The sequence below is a fragment of the Burkholderia lata genome, from assembly GCF_902499335.1.
GTDB classification, from domain to species: domain Bacteria; phylum Pseudomonadota; class Gammaproteobacteria; order Burkholderiales; family Burkholderiaceae; genus Burkholderia; species Burkholderia lata_B.
On sequence record NZ_CABVQK010000024.1, the window covers coordinates 45,361 to 70,692 of the forward strand.

The 25,332-nt window shown below is 64.8% G+C and carries 23 protein-coding genes; 20 read left to right on the forward strand and 3 right to left on the reverse strand.

Going from position 1 to position 25,332, the window contains the following annotated elements; all coding sequences use genetic code 11:
* Positions 1 to 21: 21 nt before the first annotated feature.
* Positions 22 to 693, reverse strand: a complete 672-nt coding sequence (gene ompA / locus BCO18175_RS38645) for an outer membrane protein OmpA (RefSeq protein ID WP_174918090.1) — start codon at positions 691 to 693, stop codon at positions 22 to 24.
* A 541-nt stretch (positions 694 to 1,234) separates the two neighbouring features.
* Between ompA and gyrA the strand changes: the two genes are divergently transcribed.
* From gyrA to cysM, 16 genes are all read left to right on the forward strand, one after another.
* Complete coding sequence (gene gyrA / locus BCO18175_RS38650; protein ID WP_174988929.1) at positions 1,235 to 3,838, forward strand: DNA gyrase subunit A; 2,604 nt, start codon at positions 1,235 to 1,237, stop codon at positions 3,836 to 3,838.
* A gap of 83 nt (positions 3,839 to 3,921) precedes the next feature.
* The gene (locus tag BCO18175_RS38655) at positions 3,922 to 4,521 is read left to right on the forward strand and encodes a DUF2059 domain-containing protein (RefSeq protein ID WP_059236858.1); all 600 of its coding nucleotides are present in this window, start codon (positions 3,922 to 3,924) and stop codon (positions 4,519 to 4,521) included.
* A gap of 155 nt (positions 4,522 to 4,676) precedes the next feature.
* Positions 4,677 to 5,759 carry a 3-phosphoserine/phosphohydroxythreonine transaminase gene (gene serC, locus BCO18175_RS38660; protein WP_174988930.1) on the forward strand — a complete coding sequence of 361 codons (1,083 nt, stop codon included), beginning with the start codon at positions 4,677 to 4,679 and terminating at the stop codon, positions 5,757 to 5,759.
* A gap of 33 nt (positions 5,760 to 5,792) precedes the next feature.
* Complete coding sequence (gene pheA / locus BCO18175_RS38665) at positions 5,793 to 6,875, forward strand: prephenate dehydratase (protein ID WP_166957487.1); 1,083 nt, start codon at positions 5,793 to 5,795, stop codon at positions 6,873 to 6,875.
* A 191-nt stretch (positions 6,876 to 7,066) separates the two neighbouring features.
* Positions 7,067 to 7,993, forward strand: a complete 927-nt coding sequence (locus BCO18175_RS38670; RefSeq protein ID WP_174918093.1) for a prephenate dehydrogenase — start codon at positions 7,067 to 7,069, stop codon at positions 7,991 to 7,993.
* Between the two features lie 13 nt (positions 7,994 to 8,006).
* On the forward strand, positions 8,007 to 9,311 hold the full coding sequence (aroA, locus tag BCO18175_RS38675; RefSeq protein ID WP_174988932.1) for a 3-phosphoshikimate 1-carboxyvinyltransferase: 1,305 nt from the start codon (positions 8,007 to 8,009) through the stop codon (positions 9,309 to 9,311).
* Positions 9,312 to 9,324: 13 nt separating this feature from the next.
* Positions 9,325 to 10,011, forward strand: a complete 687-nt coding sequence (cmk, locus tag BCO18175_RS38680) for a (d)CMP kinase (protein ID WP_039343267.1) — start codon at positions 9,325 to 9,327, stop codon at positions 10,009 to 10,011.
* A gap of 141 nt (positions 10,012 to 10,152) precedes the next feature.
* Entirely contained in the window at positions 10,153 to 11,865 is a 1,713-nt protein-coding gene (gene rpsA / locus BCO18175_RS38685; protein WP_174988934.1) for a 30S ribosomal protein S1, read from the forward strand.
* Between the two features lie 22 nt (positions 11,866 to 11,887).
* Positions 11,888 to 12,211 carry an integration host factor subunit beta gene (locus tag BCO18175_RS38690; protein ID WP_006486894.1) on the forward strand — a complete coding sequence of 108 codons (324 nt, stop codon included), beginning with the start codon at positions 11,888 to 11,890 and terminating at the stop codon, positions 12,209 to 12,211.
* A gap of 210 nt (positions 12,212 to 12,421) precedes the next feature.
* On the forward strand, positions 12,422 to 12,715 hold the full coding sequence (locus BCO18175_RS38695) for a lipopolysaccharide assembly protein LapA domain-containing protein (RefSeq protein WP_021157458.1): 294 nt from the start codon (positions 12,422 to 12,424) through the stop codon (positions 12,713 to 12,715).
* Positions 12,716 to 12,768: 53 nt separating this feature from the next.
* Entirely contained in the window at positions 12,769 to 13,941 is a 1,173-nt protein-coding gene (lapB, locus tag BCO18175_RS38700) for a lipopolysaccharide assembly protein LapB (RefSeq protein ID WP_174988935.1), read from the forward strand.
* Between the two features lie 90 nt (positions 13,942 to 14,031).
* Complete coding sequence (locus tag BCO18175_RS38705) at positions 14,032 to 15,432, forward strand: UDP-glucose dehydrogenase family protein (protein ID WP_174988937.1); 1,401 nt, start codon at positions 14,032 to 14,034, stop codon at positions 15,430 to 15,432.
* Positions 15,433 to 15,439: 7 nt separating this feature from the next.
* A complete protein-coding gene (gene rfaE1 / locus BCO18175_RS38710; RefSeq protein WP_174988939.1) occupies positions 15,440 to 16,390 on the forward strand; it encodes a D-glycero-beta-D-manno-heptose-7-phosphate kinase in 951 nt (316 codons plus the stop codon).
* A 63-nt stretch (positions 16,391 to 16,453) separates the two neighbouring features.
* On the forward strand, positions 16,454 to 17,446 hold the full coding sequence (rfaD, locus tag BCO18175_RS38715; RefSeq protein WP_174988941.1) for an ADP-glyceromanno-heptose 6-epimerase: 993 nt from the start codon (positions 16,454 to 16,456) through the stop codon (positions 17,444 to 17,446).
* Between the two features lie 73 nt (positions 17,447 to 17,519).
* Positions 17,520 to 17,855, forward strand: coding sequence for a ComEA family DNA-binding protein (locus BCO18175_RS38720; protein ID WP_174988943.1), 336 nt, complete (start codon positions 17,520 to 17,522; stop codon positions 17,853 to 17,855).
* A 214-nt stretch (positions 17,856 to 18,069) separates the two neighbouring features.
* Positions 18,070 to 18,972: a cysteine synthase CysM gene (gene cysM / locus BCO18175_RS38725; protein ID WP_174918101.1), complete on the forward strand. Its 903-nt coding sequence runs from the start codon at positions 18,070 to 18,072 to the stop codon at positions 18,970 to 18,972.
* Between the two features lie 78 nt (positions 18,973 to 19,050).
* On the opposite strand, the gene mltB is transcribed toward cysM, so the two are convergent.
* The gene (gene mltB / locus BCO18175_RS38730; protein WP_174918102.1) at positions 19,051 to 20,394 is read right to left on the reverse strand and encodes a lytic murein transglycosylase B; all 1,344 of its coding nucleotides are present in this window, start codon (positions 20,392 to 20,394) and stop codon (positions 19,051 to 19,053) included.
* A gap of 43 nt (positions 20,395 to 20,437) precedes the next feature.
* Between mltB and BCO18175_RS38735 the strand changes: the two genes are divergently transcribed.
* On the forward strand, positions 20,438 to 21,361 hold the full coding sequence (locus BCO18175_RS38735; protein ID WP_011351344.1) for a histone deacetylase family protein: 924 nt from the start codon (positions 20,438 to 20,440) through the stop codon (positions 21,359 to 21,361).
* Between the two features lie 30 nt (positions 21,362 to 21,391).
* On the opposite strand, the gene BCO18175_RS38740 is transcribed toward BCO18175_RS38735, so the two are convergent.
* The gene (locus tag BCO18175_RS38740) at positions 21,392 to 22,312 is read right to left on the reverse strand and encodes an alpha/beta hydrolase (protein WP_174988945.1); all 921 of its coding nucleotides are present in this window, start codon (positions 22,310 to 22,312) and stop codon (positions 21,392 to 21,394) included.
* A 218-nt stretch (positions 22,313 to 22,530) separates the two neighbouring features.
* On the opposite strand from BCO18175_RS38740, the gene BCO18175_RS38745 reads away from it, so the two are divergent.
* Genes BCO18175_RS38745 through BCO18175_RS38755 form a run of 3 tightly spaced genes read left to right on the forward strand, consistent with a single transcriptional unit; the run spans position 22,531 to position 25,032 of the window.
* Positions 22,531 to 23,565 carry a methionine ABC transporter ATP-binding protein gene (locus BCO18175_RS38745; protein WP_174918105.1) on the forward strand — a complete coding sequence of 345 codons (1,035 nt, stop codon included), beginning with the start codon at positions 22,531 to 22,533 and terminating at the stop codon, positions 23,563 to 23,565.
* Positions 23,555 to 24,208, forward strand: a complete 654-nt coding sequence (locus BCO18175_RS38750) for a methionine ABC transporter permease (RefSeq protein WP_174918106.1) — start codon at positions 23,555 to 23,557, stop codon at positions 24,206 to 24,208. Before BCO18175_RS38745 ends, BCO18175_RS38750 begins: the two co-directional genes overlap by 11 nt.
* Before the next feature lie 29 nt (positions 24,209 to 24,237).
* Positions 24,238 to 25,032: a MetQ/NlpA family ABC transporter substrate-binding protein gene (locus tag BCO18175_RS38755; RefSeq protein ID WP_174918107.1), complete on the forward strand. Its 795-nt coding sequence runs from the start codon at positions 24,238 to 24,240 to the stop codon at positions 25,030 to 25,032.
* Positions 25,033 to 25,332 lie beyond the last annotated feature (300 nt).

Genomic DNA, 25,332 nt, shown 5'->3' on the forward strand with positions numbered 1-25,332 from the left:
GAAGCAGTCGAAAACCGCGGCTTAGTTTGCCGGAACGGTCGTCTTCTGGACTTCTTGCGTACCAACAACTTCGACTTCCACGCGGCGATCCGGTGCGAGGCAGGCGATGAGTTGCTTGCGGTTCTTCTGGTTGCAGCCAGTCGTAACCGGGTTGCGCTTGCCCTTGCCTTCCGTGTAGATCTTGTTGGCCGGCACACCCTTGCTGACCAGGTACGACTTCACGGCTTGCGCACGGCGCAGCGACAGACGGTCGTTGTACTTGTCCGAACCGATGCGGTCCGTGTAGCCCGTTGCGACGACCACTTCCGTGTTCATGCCTTGGATCTTCGAAGCCAGTTCGTCCAGCTTTTGCTTGCCCAGCGGCTTGAGCGTTGCCTTGTCGAAGTCGAACAGTGCGTCGGCTTGATACGTGATCTTCTGGCTCGAGATGGCCGGAGCAACGACCGGAGCGACCGGCGGCTGCGGTGCCTGGGCGACCAGTGCGCCATCGCACTTCGCGTTGGCGGTGGCCGGCGTCCAGAACGCATCACGCCAGCAGAGCTCGTTCGTGCCGTTCATCCACACCCATTCGCCCGTGCCGTTCACCCAGTTGTCATTGACGGCTTGACGCGACGCCGGCACCGACTGTGCCGAAGCGGATGCAGCCATAACTGCGGTAGCTGCAATGAACGCGAGCTTTGAAAGTTTATTCATATTTCTCCTCTCGAAATTGAGATTACCGCAGGTTTACTGCGAGCCTGTTGACGGTGACAAGTCATACATTGCTCGAAGTATAACATTGGTGCGGCACAAAAAACGCGGCGCCGCTCCTGTGTAGACTTCGAGCAGCGTCTAACTTTCAGTGCGTTGGCATTTTGCCATATCGTTCCCTTCCTACGAAAAAAAATCCTCCCCACCCTAAGATCGCTTCAAGTTTGTGGTGCATGCGCAACACCGGCCTGCCGTAACTTTTAGAGATTGTCAAGAGCGTGACGGCGAAATTGCGCCCATGAATGCATTTGTTTACTCGTGCGCGGAAAACAAGTGCGATGCGATCGCCTGTGGTGCCGAATCGGGTGCCATTGCGGCGTGCAATTCCGGCCGGTTCGCTGCCGCTGCGATTTTCGCTATTTATATATAGAGGGGGAGGCGAATTGGCGGCTGATGGGCGCATGTTAGAATCTTGCGTTGCGTTGCGCATGCAGCGCCCACGCGAAAGGCGTTCGCCGTCTTCGCTCCGAAACGATACGGATACATGGATCAATTCGCCAAAGAGACCCTGCCCACCTCCCTAGAGGAGGAAATGCGCCGTTCGTATCTCGATTACGCGATGAGCGTGATCGTCGGACGTGCCCTCCCGGATGTCCGCGATGGCCTGAAACCCGTGCACCGGCGCGTATTGTTCGCGATGCACGAACTGAACAACGACTGGAACCGCGCGTACAAGAAATCGGCGCGTATCGTCGGTGACGTGATCGGTAAGTACCACCCTCACGGCGATACCGCGGTCTACGACACGATCGTGCGGATGGCGCAGGACTTCTCGCTGCGCTACATGCTGATCGACGGGCAGGGCAACTTCGGCTCGATCGACGGCGACAATGCCGCGGCGATGCGTTACACCGAAATTCGCATGGCGAAGATCGGTCACGAGCTGCTCGCCGACATCGACAAGGAAACGGTCGATTTCGAGCCGAACTACGACGGCAACGAAACGCAGCCGTCGGTCCTGCCGTCGCGCATCCCGAACCTGCTGATCAACGGCTCGTCGGGTATTGCGGTCGGCATGGCGACCAACATCCCGCCGCACAACCTGAACGAAGTCGTCGACGCATGCCAGCACCTGCTGGGCAACCCGGAAGCGACGATCGACGAGCTGATCGAGATCATCCCGGCGCCGGATTTCCCGACGGCCGGCATCATCTACGGTGTCGCCGGCGTGCGCGACGGCTACCGCACCGGGCGCGGGCGCGTCGTGATGCGTGCGGCCACGCACTTCGAGGAGATCGACCGCGGCCAGCGGATGGCGATCATCGTCGACGAGTTGCCGTACCAGGTGAACAAGCGTTCGCTGCTCGAACGGATCGCCGAACTCGTCAACGAGAAGAAGCTCGAAGGCATCTCCGACATCCGCGACGAGTCCGACAAGAGCGGCATGCGTGTCGTGATCGAGCTCAAGCGCGGTGAAGTGCCGGAAGTGGTGCTGAACAACCTGTACAAGGCGACGCAGCTCCAGGACACGTTCGGCATGAACATGGTCGCGCTCGTCGACGGCCAGCCGAAGCTGCTGAACCTGAAGGAAATCCTGCAGTGCTTCCTGTCGCATCGACGCGAAGTGCTGACGCGCCGCACGATCTACGAACTGCGCAAGGCCCGCGAACGTGGCCACGTGCTCGAAGGTCTCGCGGTCGCGCTCGCGAACATCGACGAGTTCATCGCGATCATCAAGGCCGCGCCGACGCCGCCGATCGCGAAGGCGGAGTTGATGGCGAAGCCGTGGGATTCGTCGCTCGTACGCGAGATGCTGACGCGCGCCGAGGCAGAGAATGCATCGGCCGGCGGCCGTTCCGCGTACCGCCCGGAAGGCCTGAATCCGGCGTTCGGCATGCAGAACGACGGGCTGTACCGCCTGTCCGACACGCAGGCCCAGGAAATCCTGCAGATGCGTCTGCAGCGCCTGACCGGCCTCGAGCAGGACAAGATCATCGGCGAGTACCGCGAAGTGATGGCGCAGATCGCCGACCTGCTGGACATCCTCGCGCGCCCCGAGCGGATCACGACGATGATCGGCGAGGAACTGGTTTCGGTGAAGGCCGAGTTCGGCGACGCGCGCCGCTCGAAGATCGAGCTGAACGCGACCGAGCTGAACACCGAAGATCTGATCACGCCGCAGGACATGGTCGTCACGATGTCGCATGCGGGCTACGTGAAGTCGCAGCCGCTGTCCGAGTACCGTGCGCAGAAGCGCGGCGGTCGCGGCAAGCAGGCGACGCAGATGAAGGAAGACGACTGGATCGAGACGCTGTTCATCGCGAACACGCACGATTACATCCTGTGCTTCTCGAACCGCGGCCGCGTGTACTGGGTCAAGGTCTATGAAGTGCCGCAGGGCTCGCGCAACTCGCGCGGCCGCCCGATCGTCAACATGTTCCCGCTGCAGGATGGCGAGAAGATCAACGTCGTGCTGCCGGTCAAGGAATTCTCGGCCGACAAGTTCATCTTCATGGCAACGTCGCTCGGCACCGTGAAGAAGACGCCGCTCGAGGCATTCAGCCGTCCGATGAAGAAGGGCATCATCGCGGTTGGCCTCGACGACGGCGACTACCTGATCGGTGCGTCGATCACCGACGGCGCGCACGACGTGATGCTGTTCTCCGACTCCGGCAAGGCCGTGCGCTTCGACGAGAACGACGTGCGTCCGATGGGGCGCGAGGCGCGCGGCGTGCGCGGCATGCAGCTCGAGGACGGGCAGCAGGTCATCGCGCTGCTGGTTGCCGGCAGCGAGGAGCAGACGGTGCTCACCGCGACCGAGAACGGCTACGGCAAGCGCACGCCGATCACCGAGTACACGCGTCACGGCCGCGGCACGAAGGGTATGATCGCGATCCAGACGTCCGAGCGTAACGGCAAGGTCGTGGCTGCGACGCTCGTCGATGCCGAGGATCAGATCATGCTGATCACGACGGCCGGCGTGCTGATTCGTACCCGTGTCTCGGAGATTCGCGAGATGGGGCGTGCCACGCAAGGTGTTACACTCATCAGTCTCGATGAGGGTACCAAGCTCTCTGGCCTGCAGCAGATCGCGGAGGCCGAGGAGGGTGATGGCGAGGCCGACGAGGCGTCGGACGGCGAAGCCTGAAGAACGGATGAGACTCTAGCCGCCGCGGGCGCGAAGCGCCGCGGCCGGCGAGCAACCATTCATATTTCCAAAAGGGAGTGATGATGCAAAAGCAATTCAAGCAACTGGTTCTGCTGGCTGCACTGGTGCCGACGTTCGCGATGGCGCAAGCGCTGTCGAATTCCGCACCGGCAGCTCCGGCGGCAGCTGCGCCGATCGACGCCGACAAGAAGGCAGCGATCAAGGATCTGCTCGACGCGATCGACGCGCCGAAGCTCGTGTCGGCAATCGGCAACAGCGCCGAAATGCAGGCGAAGCAACTCGTCCCGGCGATCCTGTCGGACGCGCTGTCGGAAAACAAGACGCTGAACGACAAGCAGAAGCAGGCTGCCGTTCCGACGCTGCAGAAGAACTCGGTGCCGAAGCTGGTCGACGGCGCAGGCAAGGTGTTCGGTACGCAACAGTTCCAGAACGACGCGATGTCGGCTCAGTACGACGCATACGCGAAGTACTACAGCACGTCGGAGATCAAGGATCTGACGACGTTCTACAAGAGCCCGACGGGCCGCAAGTTCATCCAGGTTCAGGATCAGGTCGGTCGCGACGTGGTCAACGGCCTGATGCAGAAGTACATGCCGCAAGCTATCCAGGCAACGCGCACGCAGGCTGACAAGGAAGTCGCAGCAGTCAAGCCGGGCAAGTAAAGCCGTCCGGGCATGCCCCCGGCCGTTCGGCCGGGTTTGGCGGGAGCCTGACGACAGTGCGATAATGGCCGTTTGCGCGCGAGCGCAAGCGGCCATTTCTTTTCTGGCGCGTTCTGCCGGCGGCGAGCCGGTCGCGTCCCTCCGAGGTTTTCACGATGCGCGTCTTTAATTTCTCCGCCGGCCCTGCGGCGATGCCCGAGGAAGTGCTGCGGCAAGCTGCCGACGAAATGCTCGACTGGCACGGCAGCGGCATGAGCGTGATGGAGATGAGCCATCGCGGCAAGGAATTCATGTCGATCCACGAGGCCGCGCTGACCGACCTGCGCGACCTGCTCGGCGTGCCGGCCAGTCACCGGATCCTGTTCCTGCAGGGCGGCGGTATCGCTGAAAACGCGATCGTGCCGATGAACCTGCTCGGGTCGCGCAAGACGGCCGACTTCGTCGTGACGGGCTCGTGGTCGCAGAAGTCGTTCAGCGAAGCGAAGAAATACGGCACGCCGCATCTCGCCGCAACCGGCAAGACGGAAGACGGCTTCACGCGTGCGCCCGCGCGCGCCGAATGGCAGTTGTCGGATGATCCGGCCTACGTGCATCTTTGCACCAACGAGACGATCGACGGCGTCGAGACGTTCGAGATTCCCGATCTCGGTGACGTGCCGCTGGTCGCGGATGTCTCGTCGCACATCCTGTCGCGTCCGATGGACGTCGCGAAGTACGGCGTGCTGTTCGGCGGTGCGCAGAAGAACATCGGGATGGCCGGCGTGACGCTCGTGATCGTGCGCGAGGATCTGCTCGACCGCGCGCTGTCGATCTGCCCGTCCGCGTTCGAATGGAAGACCATCGCCGCGAACAACTCGCTGTACAACACGCCGCCCACCTACGCGATCTACATCGCGGGCCTGGTATTCCAGTGGCTGAAGCGGCAGGGTGGCCTCGAGGCGATCGAGGCCCGCAACATCGAAAAAGCGAAGCTGCTCTACGACACGATCGATGCGAGCAGTTTCTATCTGAACAAGGTCGAGCCGGCAGTACGTTCGCGAATGAACGTGCCGTTTTTCCTGGCCGACGAAACGCGCAACGAAGACTTCCTTGCCGGCGCAAAGGCGCGCGGGCTGCTGCAGCTGAAGGGCCACAAGTCCGTCGGCGGCATGCGGGCGTCGATCTACAACGCGGTGCCGCTCGAGGGCGTGAAAGCGCTCGTCGAGTACATGAAGGACTTCGAGCAGCGCGGCGCCTGACGGCGGCGCTGTTCAAACAGTACGGCAAAACGCATGGACGACGAACTGAATTCCCGCCTGAAACCGCTGCGTGATCGCATCGATGCGATCGACGCGCAGCTGATCGCGCTCCTGAACCAGCGCGCCGCAGTGGCGCTGGAAGTGGGCGAGGTCAAGAAGCATTTCAACGCGCCGGTGTTCCGGCCGGAGCGCGAGCTGCAGGTGATCGCGCGGCTGCAGGACATGAGCGCGGGGCCGCTTGCGAGCGAGCACATCAGCGCCATCTGGCGCGAGATCATGGCAGCGAGCCGCGCGCTCGAGCAGACGATCCACGTCGCGTTCCTCGGGCCGGTCGGCACGTACAGCGAACAGGCGATGCTCGAGTATTTCGGCCAGTCGATCGAAGGGCTGCCGTGCCCGTCGATCGACGAGGTGTTCCGCTCGGTCGAGGCCGGCGCGTCCGCGTTCGGCATCGCACCGGTCGAGAACTCGACCGAAGGCGCCGTGTCGCGCACGCTCGACCTGCTGCTGCAGACGCAACTGCTGATCAGTGGCGAGCTCGCGCTGCCGATCCATCACAACCTGCTGACGCAGAGCGGCACGCTCGATGGCGTGAAGCGCGTCTGCGCGCATGCGCAGGCGCTTGCGCAATGCCAGCAGTGGCTCGCGGCGAATGCACCGCAGCTCGAGCGGCAGGCCGTGGCGAGCAATGCGGAGGCCGCGCGTCTCGCGGCGGCCGATCCGACCGTCGCGGCGATCGCGGGCGACCGCGCGGCCGCGCATTACGGCTTGCAGATCGCGTTCTCGCTGATCCAGGACGATCCGCACAACCGCACGCGCTTCGTCATCGTCGGCAAGCAGCCGGCCGGTCAAAGCGGTCACGACCAGACTTCGCTGATCGTGTCGGTGAAGAACGAGCCGGGCGCCGTGTTCAAGCTGCTCGAGCCGCTCGCGCGGCACGGCGTGTCCATGACGCGCTTCGAGTCGCGTCCGGCGCGCGTCGGCACGTGGGAGTATTACTTCTACATCGACATCGAAGGGCACCGGGACGATGCGGCAGTTGCGGCCGCGCTCGCGGAACTCGGCCAGAAGGCCGCGTTCCTGAAGATACTCGGTTCGTATCCGCGCGCACGCTGAGGCGCGGCGGCCCGTCGCCTGTTCGAGCAGGCGTAGCGGCCAGGCGGGCAGGGCAGGGCAGGCCGGTCGGTGCTGCCGAAGGCGGGTTCGGGCGGTGTCCGGTACAGGTTGTGCCGGATGCGGGCCCGTTGCCCGGAATCTGGAATTCCGTGTGCGGGGCGTCGTCCCGCGCGCGTAACTTGGCTCTTGTCGTGTCAGGCTTTGCATTCAACAAACTGGTCATCTTCGGCGTCGGCCTGATTGGCGGATCGCTGGCCCGCGCGCTGCGCGAGCGCGCGCCGGGCGGCGCGGGCGAGATCGTCGGCGTGGGCCGTTCTCGTGCGTCGGTCGAGCGGGCGCTCGCGCTCGGCGTGATCGACCGCGCGGCGGCGCTCGACGACGATGCTCAATTGCGCGACGCGCTGGCAGGCGCCGATCTCGTGCTGCTGGCCGCGCCCGTCGCGCAAACGGGCCCGTTACTCGCGCGCATCGCGCCGTGGCTTGAAGCGGCGACGATCGTCACCGATGCCGGCAGCACCAAGTCCGATGTCGTCGCGGCCGCGCGCGCAGCGCTCGGTGAACGTATCGCGCAGTTCGTGCCGGGCCATCCGATCGCCGGTCGGGAATCGAGCGGCGTCGAGGCCGCGTTGCCGGATCTGTACGTCGGCCGCAACGTCGTGCTGTGCCCGCTGCCGGAGAACGCACCCGAATCCGTTGCGCGGATCGACGCGATGTGGCGCGCGACCGGCGCCGACGTGCGCATGATGAGCACCGAACAGCACGATCGCGTGTTTGCGTCGATCAGTCACCTGCCGCACGTGCTGTCGTTCGCGCTCGTCGAGCAGATTCTCGGCGAGGCCGACGCGGAACTGAAATTCTCGTACGCGGCGGGCGGCTTCCGCGATTTCACGCGCATCGCGGCGTCGAGCCCGGAGATGTGGCGCGACGTGTGCGTCGCGAACCGCGCGGCGCTGCTCGATGAGCTCGACGGCTACACGCGCGTGCTCACGCGGCTGCGCGCGGCGATCGACGCCGGCGACGGCGCGGCGCTCGAAGCGGTGTTCACGCGCTCGCGCGCCGCGCGCAAGGCATGGCAGGAGCGTGGCGGCACGCCCGCTGCCGAACCGGTCAAGAAATAACAGGACGATTCCCATGGACTATCTCGATCTCGGCCCGTACTCCAGCGCATCGGGCACCGTGCGCCTGCCCGGCTCCAAGAGCATTTCGAACCGCGTGCTGCTGCTCGCGGCGCTTGCCGAAGGCGAAACGACGATCACGAACCTGCTCGACTCCGACGACACGCGCGTGATGCTCGACGCACTCGGCAAGCTCGGCGTGAAGCTCGCGCGCGACGGCGACACCTGCGTCGTCGCGGGCACGCGCGGCGCCTTCACCGCGAAGACGGCCGACCTGTTCCTCGGCAATGCGGGCACGGCCGTGCGGCCGCTGACCGCCGCGCTCGCGGTGAACGGCGGCGACTATCGCGTGCACGGCGTGCCGCGCATGCACGAGCGGCCGATCGGCGACCTCGTCGACGGCCTGCGTCAGATCGGCGCGCAGATCGACTACGAATTGAACGAGGGCTACCCGCCGCTGCGGATCAAGCCCGCGAATATTTCCGTCGACGCGCCGATCCGCGTGCGCGGCGACGTGTCGAGCCAGTTCCTCACGGCGCTGCTGATGACGCTGCCGCTCGTGAAGGCGAAGGACGGCAAGATCGTCGTCGAGGTCGACGGCGAGCTGATCTCGAAGCCGTACATCGACATCACGATCCGGCTGATGGAGCGCTTCGGCGTAACCGTCGAGCGCGACGGCTGGCAGCGTTTCGTCGTGCCGGCCGGCGTCCGCTACCGCTCGCCGGGGCGGATCATGGTCGAGGGCGATGCGTCGTCCGCATCGTACTTCCTCGCGGCCGGCGCACTTGGCGGCGGGCCGCTGCGCGTCGAAGGCGTGGGGCGCGCGAGCATCCAGGGTGACGTCGGCTTCGCGAACGCGCTGATGCAGATGGGCGCGAACGTGACGATGGGCGACGACTGGATCGACGTGCGCGGCATCGGCCACGACCACGGCAAGCTCGAGCCGATCGACATGGATTTCAACCTGATTCCCGATGCGGCGATGACCATCGCGGTTGCGGCGCTGTTCGCGAACGGCACGAGCACGCTGCGCAACATCGCGAGCTGGCGCGTGAAGGAAACCGACCGCATCGCCGCGATGGCGACCGAGCTGCGCAAGGTCGGCGCGATCGTCGAGGAAGGCCCGGACTACCTCGTCGTCACGCCGCCGGAAAAGCTCACGCCGAACGCGGCGATCGACACGTACGACGATCACCGGATGGCGATGTGCTTCTCGCTCGTCAGCCTGGGCGGCGTGCCCGTGCGGATCAACGATCCGAAGTGCGTCGGCAAGACGTTCCCCGACTATTTCGACCGCTTCGCCGCGCTCGCCAAAGCCTGACCCCACTGTTCTGATGAAATCGACCCGACCCTTTCACCCGACTCCCGTCATCACGATCGACGGCCCGACTGCTTCCGGCAAGGGCACCGTCGCCGCACTCGTCGCCGCGCATCTTGGCTTCCACCTGCTCGACAGCGGCGCGCTGTACCGGCTCGCCGCGCTCGCGAGCGTGCGCTACGGCATCGAGGCGGAGGACATCGACGCGCTGGTGAAGCTGATCGACGATCTCCACATCACGTTCCGCGAAGGCTGCGCGCAGCTCGACGGCGTCGATGTGTCGAACGATATCCGCGCCGAAGCGGTCGGCAACCGCGCGTCGGCGATCGCCGTGCACGGGCCCGTGCGCACCGCGCTCGTCGCGCGCCAGCGGGCGTTCCGCAAGACGCCGGGCCTCGTTGCGGACGGGCGCGACATGGGCACCGTGATCTTCCCGGACGCCGTGCTGAAGGTGTTCCTGACGGCCAGCGCGGAGGCACGCGCGACCAGACGGCATAAGCAATTGATGCAAAAAGGTTTTTCTGCTAATATAGATGACTTGCTCCGGGATCTTCGTGAACGTGACGCGCGCGACAGCAATCGCGCGGCCGCGCCGCTTAAGCCCGCAGCAGATGCCAAGCTGCTCGATACGTCGGCACTGTCGGTCGATGAAGCCGTCGATCAGGTGCTGCAGTGGTACCGGGCGCTCGGCCAGCCCGCCTGAGAAGGCGGGTAGCGGTAGGTGCTCCGCGTGTAAGTGCGGAGCGTGTTTCGAACCCTTAACCCAGTGTGGACCTCGATCTGGCCCTTTCAGCCTGCCATTCCGGCCGGCGTGGCACAGCGATCCATGCACAATCAGATTTTTATGTCCGACCTGCAAACCTCCAACCCGAATACTGAATCTTTCGCGGCTCTGTTCGAAGAGTCGCTGACCCGCCAAGACATGCGCGCCGGCGAAGTGATTTCCGCCGAAGTCGTGCGCGTCGACCACAACTTCGTGGTCGTCAATGCAGGCCTGAAGTCCGAGGCTTACATTCCGATCGAGGAATTCCTGAACGATCAGGGCGAGGTTGAGGTGCAGTCGGGCGATTTCGTGTCCGTCGCGATCGACGCACTCGAAAACGGCTACGGCGACACGATCCTGTCGCGCGACAAGGCGAAGCGCCTTGCATCGTGGCTGTCGCTGGAAAAGGCTCTCGACAACAACGAACTCGTCACCGGCACGATCACCGGCAAGGTGAAGGGCGGCATGACCGTGATGGTCAACGGCATCCGCGCGTTCCTGCCGGGTTCGCTGGTCGACACGCGTCCGGTCAAGGACACGACCCCGTACGAAGGCAAGACGCTCGAGTTCCGCGTGATCAAGCTCGATCGCAAGCGTAACAACGTCGTGCTGTCGCGTCGTGCAGTGATCGAAGCAACCCAAGGCGAAGAGCGCGCGAAGCTGCTCGAAACCCTGAAGGAAGGCGCGATCGTCAACGGCGTGGTCAAGAACATCACCGACTACGGCGCGTTCGTCGACCTCGGCGGCATCGACGGCCTGCTGCACATCACCGACATCGCATGGCGTCGTGTGCGTCACCCGAGCGAAGTCCTGTCGGTTGGCCAGGAAGTCACCGCGAAGATCCTCAAGTTCGACCAAGAGAAGAACCGCGTCTCGCTGGGCATCAAGCAACTGGGCGACGATCCGTGGGAAGGCATCTCGCGCCGTTACCCGTCGGGCACGCGCCTGTTCGGCAAGGTCACGAACATCACCGACTACGGCGCATTCGTCGAAGTGGAATCGGGCATCGAAGGCCTTGTCCACGTATCGGAAATGGACTGGACCAACAAGAACGTTGCTCCGTCGAAGGTTGTCCAGCTGGGCGACGAAGTCGAAGTCATGGTCCTCGAGATCGACGAAGACCGTCGTCGTATCAGCCTCGGCATGAAGCAGTGCAAGCCGAATCCGTGGGATGACTTCAGCCGCAACTTCAAGAAGGGCGACAAGATCACGGGCGCAATCAAGTCGATCACCGACTTCGGCGTGTTCATCGGTCTGCCGGGCGGCATCGACGGCCTGGTCCACCTGTCGGACCTGTCGTGGAGCGAAACCGGCGAAGAAGCCGTTCGCAAGTACAAGAAGGGCGACGAAGTCGAAGCAATCGTGCTCGGTATCGACGTCGAGAAGGAGCGTATTTCGCTCGGCATCAAGCAGCTCGAAGGCGACCCGTTCAGCAACTACGTTGCAATGAACGACAAGGGCTCGATCGTCGACGGCGTCGTGAAGTCGGTCGATGCGAAGGGTGCGGTCGTCACGCTGACGGGCGACATCGAAGGCTACCTGCGCGCATCGGAAATCGCACAGGATCGCGTCGAAGATGCACGCAACGTGCTGAAGGAAGGCGACAAGGTCAACGCGATGGTGATCAACATCGATCGCAAGTCGCGCGGCATCAACCTGTCGATCAAGGCGAAGGATTCGGCTGAACAACAGGAAGCGATCCGCGGCCTGCAGTCGGACACCAGCGCTGCTGCGACCGGTACGACCAACCTCGGCGCGCTGCTGAAGGCGAAGCTCGACGGCCAGAACCAGTAAGCCTTACGAGGTCTGCTGAAGTATGACCAAATCCGAGTTGGTCGCGCAGCTGGCATCGCGATTTCCGCAACTTGTCCTCAAGGATGCGGATTTCGCGGTGAAAACGATGCTCGATGCGATGTCTGACGCCCTGGCGAAAGGGCATCGCATTGAAATTCGGGGTTTCGGCAGCTTTGGCCTCAACCGTCGCCCGGCGCGCGTCGGACGCAACCCGAAGTCGGGGGAGAAAGTGCAGGTGCCCGAGAAGTTCGTGCCGCACTTCAAGCCCGGCAAGGAATTGCGTGAACGCGTCGACGGCCGCGCGGGTGAACCGCTGAAGGCTGACGATCCGGACGACGAGCGTTGAGCGTCATCCGGTTTGCCCGGAACCCATCCGGCGAAGGCTGAAAAGAAAAGCGCCCCTTGCGGGCGCTTTTTTCATTTCCGACGATCGCCGCGCAACGGGCACGCGCAGGATCTGCGCAGCCGCGGAAACGCATCCTTTACAATACGGGTCGATTCGGCGCGACGAAGGGGAGTCGCGCGCCGCGGCAAACCTCAACAAAGAGAGGGCTTCATGAAGTTTATCGTCTGGCTGATCCGGGTATTGGTGTTCGTGCTGCTGCTGGTGCTTGCGCTGGCCAATACGCAAACCGCGACGCTGAATTTCGTTGCCGGCTATTCCTGGCAAGCGCCGCTGATCCTGATCGGCCTGGCGTTCTTCGCCGTGGGGCTGCTGGCAGGCTTGCTGTCCGCGCTGCCTTCGATCTTCCGCCTGCGTCTCGAGAACGGGCGCCTGAAGCGCGACCTGCGCGCGGCGCGCGAAACGCCGGCCGTCATCGACCAACCGCCGATGCCGCCCGTCATTTAACACGGACGCCGCGCGATCATCGCGCGGTTTTCGTCTCTGCTTCGATATTTCGCATGGATCTGGATTTCTGGTGGTTGCTCGCGATTCCGGTCGCGTTCGCGCTTGGTTGGGCGGCGTCACGCTATGACCTGAAGAATCTCCTGTCGGAGAGTGCCAACCTGCCGCGATCGTATTTTCGCGGCCTGAATTTTCTGTTGAACGAACAACCCGACAAGGCGATCGATGCATTCATCGAGGTCGCCAAGCTCGATCCCGAGACGGTCGAGCTGCACTTTGCGCTCGGCAACCTGTTTCGCCGCCGCGGCGAGACCGACCGCGCGATCCGCGTGCACCAGAACCTGCTGAGCCGCACGGACCTGCCGGTCAACGAGCGCGATCACGCGCTCTACGAGCTTGGCCAGGATTTCCTGAAAGCCGGCCTGCTCGATCGTGCCGAGGAAGCGTTTCACAAGCTCGCCGATGGCGATTACGCGCTCGGCGCGCAGCGGGCGCTGCTGACGATCTACGAGATCGAGAAGGACTGGAACAAGTCGATCGATACGGCGAAGCGCATCGAGTCGATGAGCGACAAACCGCTCGGCGTCGAAATTGCCCAGTTCCACTGCGAACTCGCGCAGGACGCGCTGCAGCGCAAGAACGCGGCAGCGGCAGCCGAACAGCTGCGCCTGGCGCTGACCGTGAACCCGCAGAACGTTCGCGCGACGGTCCTGTCCGGCGATGCGGCGGAAGCGGAGGGCAACCACGCAGCCGCGATCGAGCACTGGAAGCGCGTCGAAGCACAGAATCCGGCGTATCTGCCGCTCGTCGCCGACAAGCTGATGAAGGCGTACGTCGCGCTGGGCAAGAACGCCGAAGGCGCCGAGCTGCTGATGGGGTACATCGACCGCTATCCGTCGAACGACCTGCTCGACATCGCGTACCAGCACATCGCGGGGTTGCGTGGTCAGGACGCGGCGCACACGCTCGCGCGCGCGCAGATGGAGAAGTCGCCGAACCTGTCGGGGATGCTGCATCTTCTCGATGCGCAAATCGCCGCGGCCGACGAACCGCGCCGTAAGGAACTTGAAATGATGCGTGTGCTGATCAAGCAGCGCACGAAGAATCTGCCACGGTATACGTGCCAGAATTGCGGTTTCCGGGCACGGCTTTTCTATTGGCAGTGCCCCGGATGCAGCGGCTGGGAAACCTATGCGCCGCGCCGCGTCGAACCTGCGATGCCGGGCTGATCCCGGCACGCGGAGCCAACGCGCTGCGGTTGCCGCCGGGTTCGTCCCGGCGGCCAAGTTAGTCAATTACCGGGAAGTACCGGAACATCTATGAAAATCACCATCATCGGCACCGGCTATGTCGGTCTCGTCACGGGCGCCTGCCTCGCGGAGATCGGTCACGACGTCTTCTGTCTCGACGTCGATCAGCGCAAGATCGACATCCTGAACAACGGCGGGATGCCGATTCACGAACCGGGGCTGCTGGACATCATCGCGCGCAACCGCGCGGCGGGGCGCCTGCGCTTCTCGACCGACATCGAGGCGAGCGTCGCGCACGGCGAGATCCAGTTCATCGCCGTCGGCACGCCGCCCGACGAGGACGGCTCGGCCGACCTGCAGTACGTGCTCGAAGCCGCGCGCAACATCGGCCGCCACATGACGGGCTTCAAGGTGATCGTCGACAAGTCGACGGTGCCGGTCGGCACCGCGCAGCGTGTGCACGGCGTGGTCGACGAGGCGCTTGCCGCCCGCGGGCTGGCAGGCAGCGTCGCGCATCGCTTCTCGGTCGTGTCGAACCCCGAGTTCCTGAAGGAAGGCGCCGCGGTCGAAGACTTCATGCGTCCGGACCGGATCATCATCGGCGTCGACGACGACGAGACGGGCACGATCGCGCGCGAGAAGATGAAGAAGCTGTACGCGCCGTTCAACCGCAACCACGAGCGCACGATCTACATGGACGTGCGATCGGCCGAGTTTGCCAAATATGCGGCGAACGCGATGCTTGCAACGCGCATCTCGTTCATGAACGAGATGTCGAATCTCGCCGACAAGGTCGGCGCGGACATCGAGGCCGTGCGCCGCGGGATCGGCTCCGATCCGCGCATCGGCTATCACTTCCTGTACGCCGGCGTCGGCTACGGCGGCTCGTGCTTCCCGAAGGACGTCCAGGCGCTGATTCGCACGGCCGGCGAGAACGGCCAGCCGCTGCGCATCCTGGAAGCCGTGGAGGCGGCCAACCATGCGCAGAAGGACGTGCTGATCGGCAAGATCGAGCAGCGCTTCGGTGCCGACCTGACCGGCCGCGAGTTCGCGGTCTGGGGCCTGGCGTTCAAGCCGAACACCGACGACATGCGCGAGGCGCCGAGCCGCCGCCTGATCGCCGCGCTGCTCGAACGCGGCGCGACCGTGCGTGCGTACGATCCGGTCGCGGTCGACGAGGCACGGCGCGTGTTTGCGCTCGATTTCGACACGGATCCGGACACGCTGGCGCGACTGCATCTCGTCGAGACGCAGGACATCGCCGTGACGGGCGCGGATGCGCTCGTGATCGTGACCGAGTGGAAGGAATTCCGGAGCCCCGATTTCACGCGCCTGAAGGCCGAACTGAAGGCACCGGTAATCTTCGACGGTCGCAACCTGTACGAGCCGGACGCGATGGCCGAACTGGGCATCGACTACTACGCGATCGGCCGGCCGTATGTCGATCCCCAGTCGTCTACCCGTGGCTGACCACACGATGAATACTCTCCGCGAAGTCGTTCCGGTGCCGCGCGAGCAGCTCGCGCGCTCGCGCGTGCTTGTCGTCGGCGACGTGATGCTCGACCGCTACTGGTTCGGCAACGTCGATCGCATTTCGCCTGAAGCGCCGGTGCCGGTCGTGCACGTGCAGCGCCAGGAAGAGCGCCTCGGCGGCGCAGCCAACGTCGCGCGCAACGCCGTGACGCTCGGCGGCCAGGCCGGGTTGCTGTGCGTCGTCGGTTGCGACGAACCCGGCGAGCGGATCGTCGAGCTGCTCGGCAGCAGCGGCGTGACGCCGCATCTCGAGCGCGATCCGGCGTTGCCGACCACGATCAAGCTGCGCGTGCTCGCGCGCCAGCAGCAACTGCTGCGCGTCGATTTCGAGGCCACGCCGACGCACGAGGTGCTGCTCGCGGGGCTCGCGCGCTTCGACGCGCTGCTGCCGCAGCACGACGTCGTGCTGATGTCGGATTACGCGAAAGGCGGCCTGACGCACGTCACGACGATGATCGAGAAGGCGCGCGCGGCCGGCAAGTCCGTCCTCGTCGACCCGAAGGGCGACGACTGGGCGCGCTATCGCGGCGCGTCGCTGATCACCCCGAATCGCGCGGAATTGCGTGAAGTGGTCGGGCAGTGGAAATCGGAAGATGATCTGCGTGCGCGTGTCGCGAAGCTGCGCGCGGAACTCAACATCGACGCGCTGCTGCTCACGCGTTCGGAAGAAGGGATGACGCTCTTTTCCGCCGCTGGCGAACTGCACGCACCGGCGCTCGCGCGCGAGGTGTTCGACGTGTCGGGCGCGGGCGATACCGTGATCGCGACGGTCGCGACGATGCTCGGCGCAGGCGTGCCGCTCGTCGACGCCGTCGTGCTCGCGAATCGCGCGGCAGGCATCGTGGTCGGCAAGCTCGGCACGGCCACGGTGGACTACGACGAACTGTTTCACTGAGCGCATGCGGCGGCGCGACGAGCGCGCCGCACGCATGGCTCGCACTTTTCAGGCAGGACGATCATGACCCTCATCGTCACCGGCGCAGCCGGTTTTATCGGCGCGAACATCGTCAAGGCGCTCAACGAGCGCGGCGAGACGCGCATCATCGCGGTCGACAACCTGACGCGCGCGGACAAGTTCCGGAATCTCGTCGATTGCGAGATCGACGACTATCTGGACAAGACGGAATTCGTCGAACGCTTCGCACGCGGCGATTTCGGCAAGGTCCGCGCGGTGTTCCACGAAGGCGCCTGTTCGGACACGATGGAAACCGACGGCCGCTACATGATGGACAACAACTTCCGCTACAGCCGCGCGGTGCTCGACACCTGCCTCGCGCAGGGCACGCAGTTCCTGTACGCGTCGTCGGCGGCGATCTACGGCGGCTCGACGCGTTTCGTCGAGGAGCGTGACGTCGAGGCGCCGCTCAATGTCTACGGTTATTCGAAGTTCCTGTTCGACCAGGTGATCCGTCGCGTGCTGCCGACCGCGAAGAGCCAGATCGCCGGCTTCCGCTATTTCAACGTGTACGGCCCGCGCGAGACGCACAAGGGGCGCATGGCGTCGGTCGCGTTCCACAACTTCAACCAGTTCCGCGCGGAAGGCAAGGTGAAGCTGTTCGGTGAGTACAACGGCTATGCACCGGGCGAGCAGACGCGTGACTTCGTGTCGGTCGAGGACGTGACGAAGGTGAACCTGTTCTTCTTCGATCATCCGGAGAAGTCGGGCATCTTCAACCTCGGCACGGGCCGTGCGCAGCCGTTCAACGATATCGCGTCGACGGTCGTGAATACGCTGCGCGCGCTCGACAACCTGCCGCCGCTGACGCTCGCGCAGCAGGTCGAGCAGGGGCTGATCGAATACGTGCCGTTCCCCGATGCATTGCGCGGCAAGTACCAGTGCTTCACGCAGGCCGACCAGTCGAAGCTGCGCGCGGCCGGTTACGATGCGCCGTTCCTGACCGTGCAGGAAGGTGTCGACCGCTACGTGCGTTGGCTATCCGGCCAGGTTTAAGCGGAAGCGTTGCATCGATAGACTGGGTCTCACGGTCGGCAGCCGCCGGCCGTATTCATCGGAGATCCAGCACATGATCAGGAAATGGTTGGCCGCAGCGGCAATGCTCGGCACGATCGCGTCGGCCTGGGCGGCCGTCGACGTCAACACCGCGAACGAGGATGCGCTCGTCGGCATCAAGGGCATCGGCCCGGCACGGGCGAAGGCAATTCTCGACGAGCGCGGCGCACGCGGTCCGTTCAGGAATGCGGAAGATCTCGCATCACGCGTGAAAGGCATGGGCGGTCATACCGTCGAGCGGCTTCAGCAGGAAGGGCTGACGATAGGTGCGGCCGGCACGCTGCCGGCCGCGGGCAAGCCGACGGCAGCCAAGCCTGCCGCCGCACCTGCTCGCACGGCACAGAAGTAGCGCGCCGCGCGCGGCCGACAACGAGCTCCTTCAGTCGCCGTCGTTGCGACGGCTTCCCGCGGCATGCCGCGGGTTTTTTGCGTGGGCACGGGGTATGTGGCGGCCACGCGTTGCACGGCACGCGTATTCCATCGTCGCAATGGGGTTGCCGGCGCGAGCAGCGGTGCTGGTTTACAATCGATTGATTGATCGGCCTCGTACTTACGGTATATCCATGGCTTACAAAACTATCGAAGACACGATCGGCAATACGCCGCTCGTCCAACTGGTCCGCTTGCCGGACGACGAGATTCGCGCGCGCAACAACGTGGTGCTCGCGAAGCTCGAAGGCAATAATCCGGCCGGATCCGTGAAGGATCGTCCGGCACTGTCGATGATCAGCAAGGCCGAGGCGCGCGGGCGCATCAAGCCGGGCGACACGCTGATCGAGGCGACGAGCGGCAACACGGGTATCGCACTCGCGATGGCAGCGGCGATCCGCGGCTACAAGATGGTGCTGATCATGCCGGAGGACCTGTCGGTCGAGCGCCGCCAGAGCATGGCCGCCTACGGCGCCGAAATCATCCTGACGCCGGTGAAGGGCGGGATGGAACTGGCGCGCGATCTCGCGGACGAGATGCAGCGCGAAGGCAAGGGCGTGATCCTCGACCAGTTCGCGAACCCCGACAATCCGATTGCACACTACGAAGCGACGGGCCCGGAAATCTGGCGCGATACCGAAGGGCGCATCACGCATTTCGTGTCGGCAATGGGTACGACGGGCACGATCATGGGCACGTCGCACTATCTGAAGGAGCAGAATCCGGCGATCGAGATCGTCGGTGCGCAGCCGGAGGAGGGTTCGCGTATTCCGGGCATCCGCAAGTGGCCGGAAGCGTACATGCCGACCATCTTCGATCGCAGCCGCGTCGACCGCGTCGAGAACGTGAGCCAGGCCGCTGCGGAAACGATGGCGCGGCGGCTCGCGTCGGTCGAAGGCATCTTCGCGGGCATTTCGTCGGGCGGCGCATGCGAAGTCGCGATGCGCATCGCGCGTCAGGTCGAGAATGCGACGATCGTGTTCATCGTCTGCGATCGCGGCGACCGCTACCTGTCCACCGGCGTGTTTCCCGCCTGAACGCGGGCAGGCGCGCGTCGAGCGCGTGCGAAAAAAAAGCGCCGCTTGTGCGGCGCTTTTTCTTTGGGCAGTCGGTGCTTACTGCGATTCGGTGTCGGTGGTGGCCGGCTGAAGCGCGCCGCTCGCTTCCATCTGTGCCTTCACGGCCTCGCCGAGCTGGTACACGGTGAGCGCGTAGAAGAAGCTGCGGTTGTAGCGCGTCAGCACGTAAAAATTCTTGAGCCCGAGCATGTATTCGGTCGCGCGACCCGGCGACGGCAGGTCGACTACCGTCACGGGCGTACCGGCTTCGGTGGTGATGTTGACCGTCGGCTCGTTCAGCGTCATGCCCGCGCGCATCAGTTGCGACAGCGCCCAGTGCGGTTCGGGCTGGCCGTCGGCGGCGGCCTGTGCGATTCCCAGGCTGCCCGTATCGGGCGTGATCTGCCAGACCACCGGGCGGTCGGTTTCCCAGCCGTGCTGCTTCAGGTAGTTCGCGACGCTGCCGATCGCATCGACAGGACTGCTGCGCAGGTCGACATGGCCCGTGCCGTCGAAGTCGACCGCGTATTCGCGGATGCTGCTCGGCAGGAACTGCGGGATCCCGATCGCGCCCGTATACGAGCCGAGCACGGTGGTCGGGTCGAGCTGGTTGTCGCGAGTCCAGACCAGGAAGTCCTCGAGGTTCTTGCGGAACGTCGCCTGGCGGCTGTCGCGATTCGGCGTGTCCGGGTAGTCGAACGTGAGCGTCGTCAGCGCGTCGAGCACGCGGAAATTGCCCATGTAGCGGCCGTAGATCGTCTCGACGCCGATGATGCCGACGATCACCTCGGGCGGCACGCCGAACTGCTCGGATGCACGCTGCAGCGTCGCCTGGTTCGCCTTCCAGAATTTCACGCCCGCGTTGATGCGGATCGGCTCGATGAAGCGCGAGCGATAGACGCGCCAGTTCTTGACCGTCGGCGACGGGGCCGGCCTCACGAGCTTGACGGCCGTCGCCGAATAGCTGATGCGCGAGAACAGCGCGTGCAGGCTGGTGGAGTCGAAACCGTTGCGGCTCACCATCTCGTCGATGAATGCGTCGACCTTCGCGTTGTTCGCGTAACGCTGCGGAACGATTTCCTCTTCGAAGGTCTGGCCTTGCGGCGTCGGCTGCTGCGGCTGGGCCTGTGCGACGAGCTTGCCCGCGGACTTCGCGGGTTGCGTCTGCGCGCCGGCAGGTGCGGTGCCGAGGGCCGCGACCACTGCGGCCGCAACGAGCGGGACGCGCACACGGAACAACGCGGAGAGAAGGGCGGCAGGCTTGCTGGAATTCATGTCGAAGCGGGCGGACAGGGCGATTGGGTTCGGCGCAGTATACCCGACGGATCCGGCGCGCCGGGGCGTGGCGGGCCCCCGTTGTGGTAAGTTAGCGGCGAATTCGCGGCAGACGATGGACATCATTGATGGAGACCTGCGGCGCACCGTGCGCCGTGGATGACAGCTTATGGCAACCGCTTTCTATACGCACCCCGACTGCATGCTGCACGAGATGGGGGAATGGCATCCGGAATGCCCGGCCCGCCTGTCGGCGATCCAGGATCAACTGATCGCGAGCCGCATCGACGACCTGATCGTGCACGAAACCGCACCGTTCGCGAGCGAGGTGGCGCTGGGCCGGGTGCATACGCAGGCGCACATCGACTATATCCGGAGCATGACGCCGGTGGACGGCTACGTCGAGATCGATCCCGATACGCTGATGAACCGCGATACGTGGCGCGCGGCGCTGCGCGCGGCCGGTGCCGCGATCGCGGCGACCGACGCGGTGATCGAAGGCCGCTATGCGAATGCGTTCTGCGGCGTCCGTCCGCCCGGCCACCATGCGGAGCCCGCGCGTGCGATGGGTTTCTGCTTCTTCAACAACGTCGCGATCGCCGCGCGGCATGCGCTCGACGTACACGGCCTAGAGCGTGTCGCGATCATCGATTTCGACGTGCACCATGGCAACGGCACCGAGGCCGCATTCGCGAACGACGAGCGCGTGCTGATGTGCAGCTTCTTCCAGCATCCGCTGTACCCGTTCTCCGGCGTCGATCACCAGGCGCCGAACATGGTCAACCTGCCGATGCCCGCGCGCAGCAACGGGATGGCGATCCGCGAAGCCGTCGACATGTTCTGGCTGCCGCGCCTCGATGCGTTCAAGCCGCAGATGCTGTTCGTGTCGGCGGGTTTCGATGCGCATCGCGAGGACGACATCGGCAACCTCGGCCTCGTCGAAGCCGACTTCGAATGGCTGACCGCGCAAATCGTCGACGTGGCGCGGCGACATGCGCAGGGCCGCATCGTGAGCTGCCTCGAAGGCGGCTATAACCTGTCCGCGCTTGGGCGCAGCGTCGTCGCGCACCTGCGCGTGCTGGCCGGCATCTGATTGGCGTTCGACCCGCCGTGCCGTGTGCGCTCAGCGTGCCGGCACGCGCGCGTGAATCCACGCGATCAGCGCGTCGATCACGCGATCGCGTTCGAGATCGTTCATCGTTTCGTGAAAGCCGCCTTCGTATAGCGTCAGCGTGCGATCGGGCGAGCCGACGCGCGCACCGAACGCCCGGCTGCCGTCGGGCTCGGTCAGCTTGTCCTCGGTACCGTGATAGACCAGCACCGGAACGCGCAGCCCGCCGCAGCCGCTTTCGATGCGTGCCATCGCGTCGAGAATCTCCGCACCGGTGCGCGCGGGCACCGCGCCGTGATGCACGAGCGGGTCGGCGCGATTGGCCGCAACGATGGCCGGATCGCGCGACAGCAGCGCTGCATCGATCTTGATCGCGGGGAAGGTCGGCCATACGCGGCTGATGACGCGGCTCACCGCGAGCATCCAGCGCGGCACGTCGCGCCCCGGCGCGAGCGCCGGGCTCGACAGCACGAGGCCCGTCAGCGCGTGGCCGCGTGCCGGCGCGCGTTCAATCGCATACAGCGCCGCGACCGCGCCTCCCATGCTGTGCCCCATCAGGAACAGCGGCGAATTGCCGCGTGCGGCTTCGGCGACCAGCGCGTCCGCATCGTTCAGGTAGCCGTCGAAGCGCTCGACCCACGCACGCTTGCCGGGTGACTGGCCGTGTCCGCGCAGGTCGATCGCGATCACGTCGATGCCGGCCGCATTCAGCCTGCCGGCGAGCGCAGCATAGCGGCCCGCATGTTCGGCAAGGCCGTGCACGAGCGCAATCGTCGCGCGCGGCGGCGCGGTGCCGTCGTTGGCCGTCCAGCGGTACGACGCCAGTTCGAGCCCGTCCGCGGTACGCAGCCGGCCCATGGTCGGCGCGGGCGACGACGAAGGCGTCGGTCCGGCGGTAGCGGGTACGGCGGCCGGCGTGGTGGTGGCGGTCATCTGGCGTGTCCCCTGTCGGTTGGCATGTGTGTTCCGGATCATAGTCGCGGCACCGTCGCGACGCGCCAGCGGCGCTCCTCTAATTTCGTGTGGTTATGAAAAGATCGAAATCGATTATTAAGGGGAATGAGGGGTTTGCGGTAAAATCGACGGTTATTCCAGATGCATCGGCGGCCGACTGGCGGGCCAACTCGCCGGCCGGCCGCCGTTTTGTTTACATGATCGAATTACGCAATCTTTCGCAGCGATTTCCCGGGCCGGGCGGTTGGGTCGAGGCGCTGCGCAACATCAACCTGACGATCCCGCAGGGTGAGGTGTTCGGCATCATCGGCCGCAGCGGCGCCGGCAAGAGCACGCTCGTGCGCACCATCAACCTGCTCACGCGGCCGACCGAAGGCAATGTCGTCGTCGGCGGGCGCGATCTCACGCTGCTGCCGGCTGGCGCGCTGCGCGAGGCGCGCCGCGAGATCGGCATGATCTTCCAGCACTTCAACCTGCTGTCGTCGCGTACGGTGTTCGACAACGTCGCGCTGCCGCTCGAGCTGGCCGGCGCAAGCCGTGCCGAGATCGAGGCCGCCGTGCTGCCGTTGCTCGACCTCGTCGGGCTGTCCGCGCAGAAGGATCGCTATCCGGCGCAGATCAGCGGCGGGCAGAAGCAGCGCGTCGGCATTGCACGCGCGCTCGCGAGCCAGCCGAAGGTGCTGCTATCGGACGAAGCGACGTCCGCGCTCGATCCCGAGACCACGCGTTCGATCCTCGACCTGCTGAAGCGCATCAACCGCGAACTCGGGCTGACGATCGTGCTGATCACGCACCAGATGGAAGTGATCAAGCAGGTGTGCGATCGCGTCGCCGTGCTCGATGCGGGGCGCGTGGTCGAGGAAGGCCGCGTGATCGACGTGTTCCTGCAGCCGCATCACGAAGTGACGCGCGCGCTGATCGGCGACGTGATCGCGCAGGAATTGCCGCCCGCGCTGAAGGCGCGCGTGACCGAGCGACTGAAAACGGGCAGCGGGCATCTGCTGCGGCTCGCGTTCACGGGCTCGGGTGTCGACCAGCCGATCCTGTCGGAGACGATCCGCCGGTACGAACTCGATTTCAACATCCTGCATGGCCAGATCGACGAGATCCAGGGGCAGGCATTCGGTTCGCTCGCGGTGCTCGCGGGCGGCGAGCCGGGCAAGGTCGGGCAGGCGCTCGCATTCCTGCGCGAGCAAGGTGTGGTGGTAGAGGAGCTTTCGTATGTTGAGTGAGATGTTCGATATGTTCGTGCAGTCGTTCTGGGAGACGCTGATCATGGTCGGCATCTCCGGAGTGGTCGGCGCGCTCGTCGGCCTTCCGCTCGGCGTGCTGCTCTACCTGACCGACCGCCAGGGCGTGATGCAGAACCTCGCGGTGAATCGCGTGCTCGGCGGCATCGTGAATGCCGTCCGCTCGACGCCGTTCATCATCCTGCTGGTCGCCGTGATTCCGTTCACGCGGCTCATCACGGGTTCGTCGATCGGCACGGCCGCGGCGGTCGTGCCGCTGACGCTCGCGGCCGCGCCGTTCATCGCGCGTCTCGTCGAGACGGCGTTGCGCGAAGTCGACCGCGGGCTGATCGAGGCCGCGCAATCGATGGGTGCGACCACGTCGCAGATCGTCTTCAAGGTGTTGCTGCCGGAATCGCTGCCGGGCGTCGTGGCGGGCCTGACGATCACGTTCGTGTCGCTGGTCGGCTATTCGGCTATGGCGGGCGCGATCGGCGGTGGCGGCCTCGGCGATCTCGGGATCCGCTACGGCTACCAGCGCTATCTGCCCGAAGTGATGTGGACGGTGGTCGCGATCCTGATCGTGTTCGTGCAGATCGTGCAGTCGTTCGGCGACTGGCTCGTCCGCCGGCTGAGCCACAAGTAAAACAAGACTGATCCGTTAGGGGACACACGATGCAACGACGCTTCATGCTGAAATTCGCGGCGGCACTGGGCGCGGCCGCGCTGTTCGCGGGCGCGCACGCGCAGGCCGAAACCATCAAGGTGGGCGTGACGGGCGGCCCGCACGCGCAGATCATGGAGGCGGTGAAGAAGGTCGCGGCGAAGAGCGGCCTCGACATCCGCATCGTCGAATTCTCCGATTACGTGCAGCCGAACGCCGCGCTCGCGTCGGGCGATCTCGACGCGAACAGCTACCAGCACGATCCGTATCTGCAGGCGCAGGTGAAGGATCGCGGCTACAAGCTGATCAAGGTCGCGGATACCGTCACGTTCCCGATGGGCATCTATTCGAAGCGCGTGAAGTCGCTGGCCGAACTGAAGCCGGGCGCGCGCATCGCGGTTCCGAACGATCCGACCAACGGCGGCCGTGCGCTGCTGTTGCTGCAAAAGCAGGGCCTGCTGAAACTGCGCGCGGACGCGGGGCTGAAGGCGACACCGCTCGATATCGTCGACAATCCGCGCAAGCTGAAGATCGTCGAACTGGATGCGGCGCAGATTCCGCGCTCGCTCGGCGACGTCGACGCGGCCGCGATCAACACCAACTACGCGATGGAAGCGGGGTTGAAACCGAAACAGGACGCGATCGCGATCGAGGGCCCGAACGGCCCGTACGCGAACATCCTGGCGATCCGCGAGGCGGACCGGAACAAGCCGTGGGTCGCGAAACTGGTCGCGGCCTATCATTCGGCCGATGTGAAGCAGTTCATTGAAGGCAAGTTCGGCGGAGCGGTCATTGCCGCCTGGTAACGGGCGAAGCACGGGGCGCCCGGCGAGATTAGAGTCGATGATCGAAAACCCGGGCTTTGCGTCCGGGTTTTTTCTCTTTTAAAATAGAACGACCGTTCGCTATCATTGGCGCGTCGCCAAGAAGCGGTATCCTCGACAACCACGAAGGTTGGGTCCGCTTGGCCGCGCAGTCATGAGGCCTCGCTATAGAATGGCCTCTGGTCGTATTCGTAACTTTGGAGCGTGTGCATGAAAATCCTGGTGCCAGTGAAAAGAGTGGTCGATTACAACGTGAAGGTCCGCGTGAAGTCGGACAACACG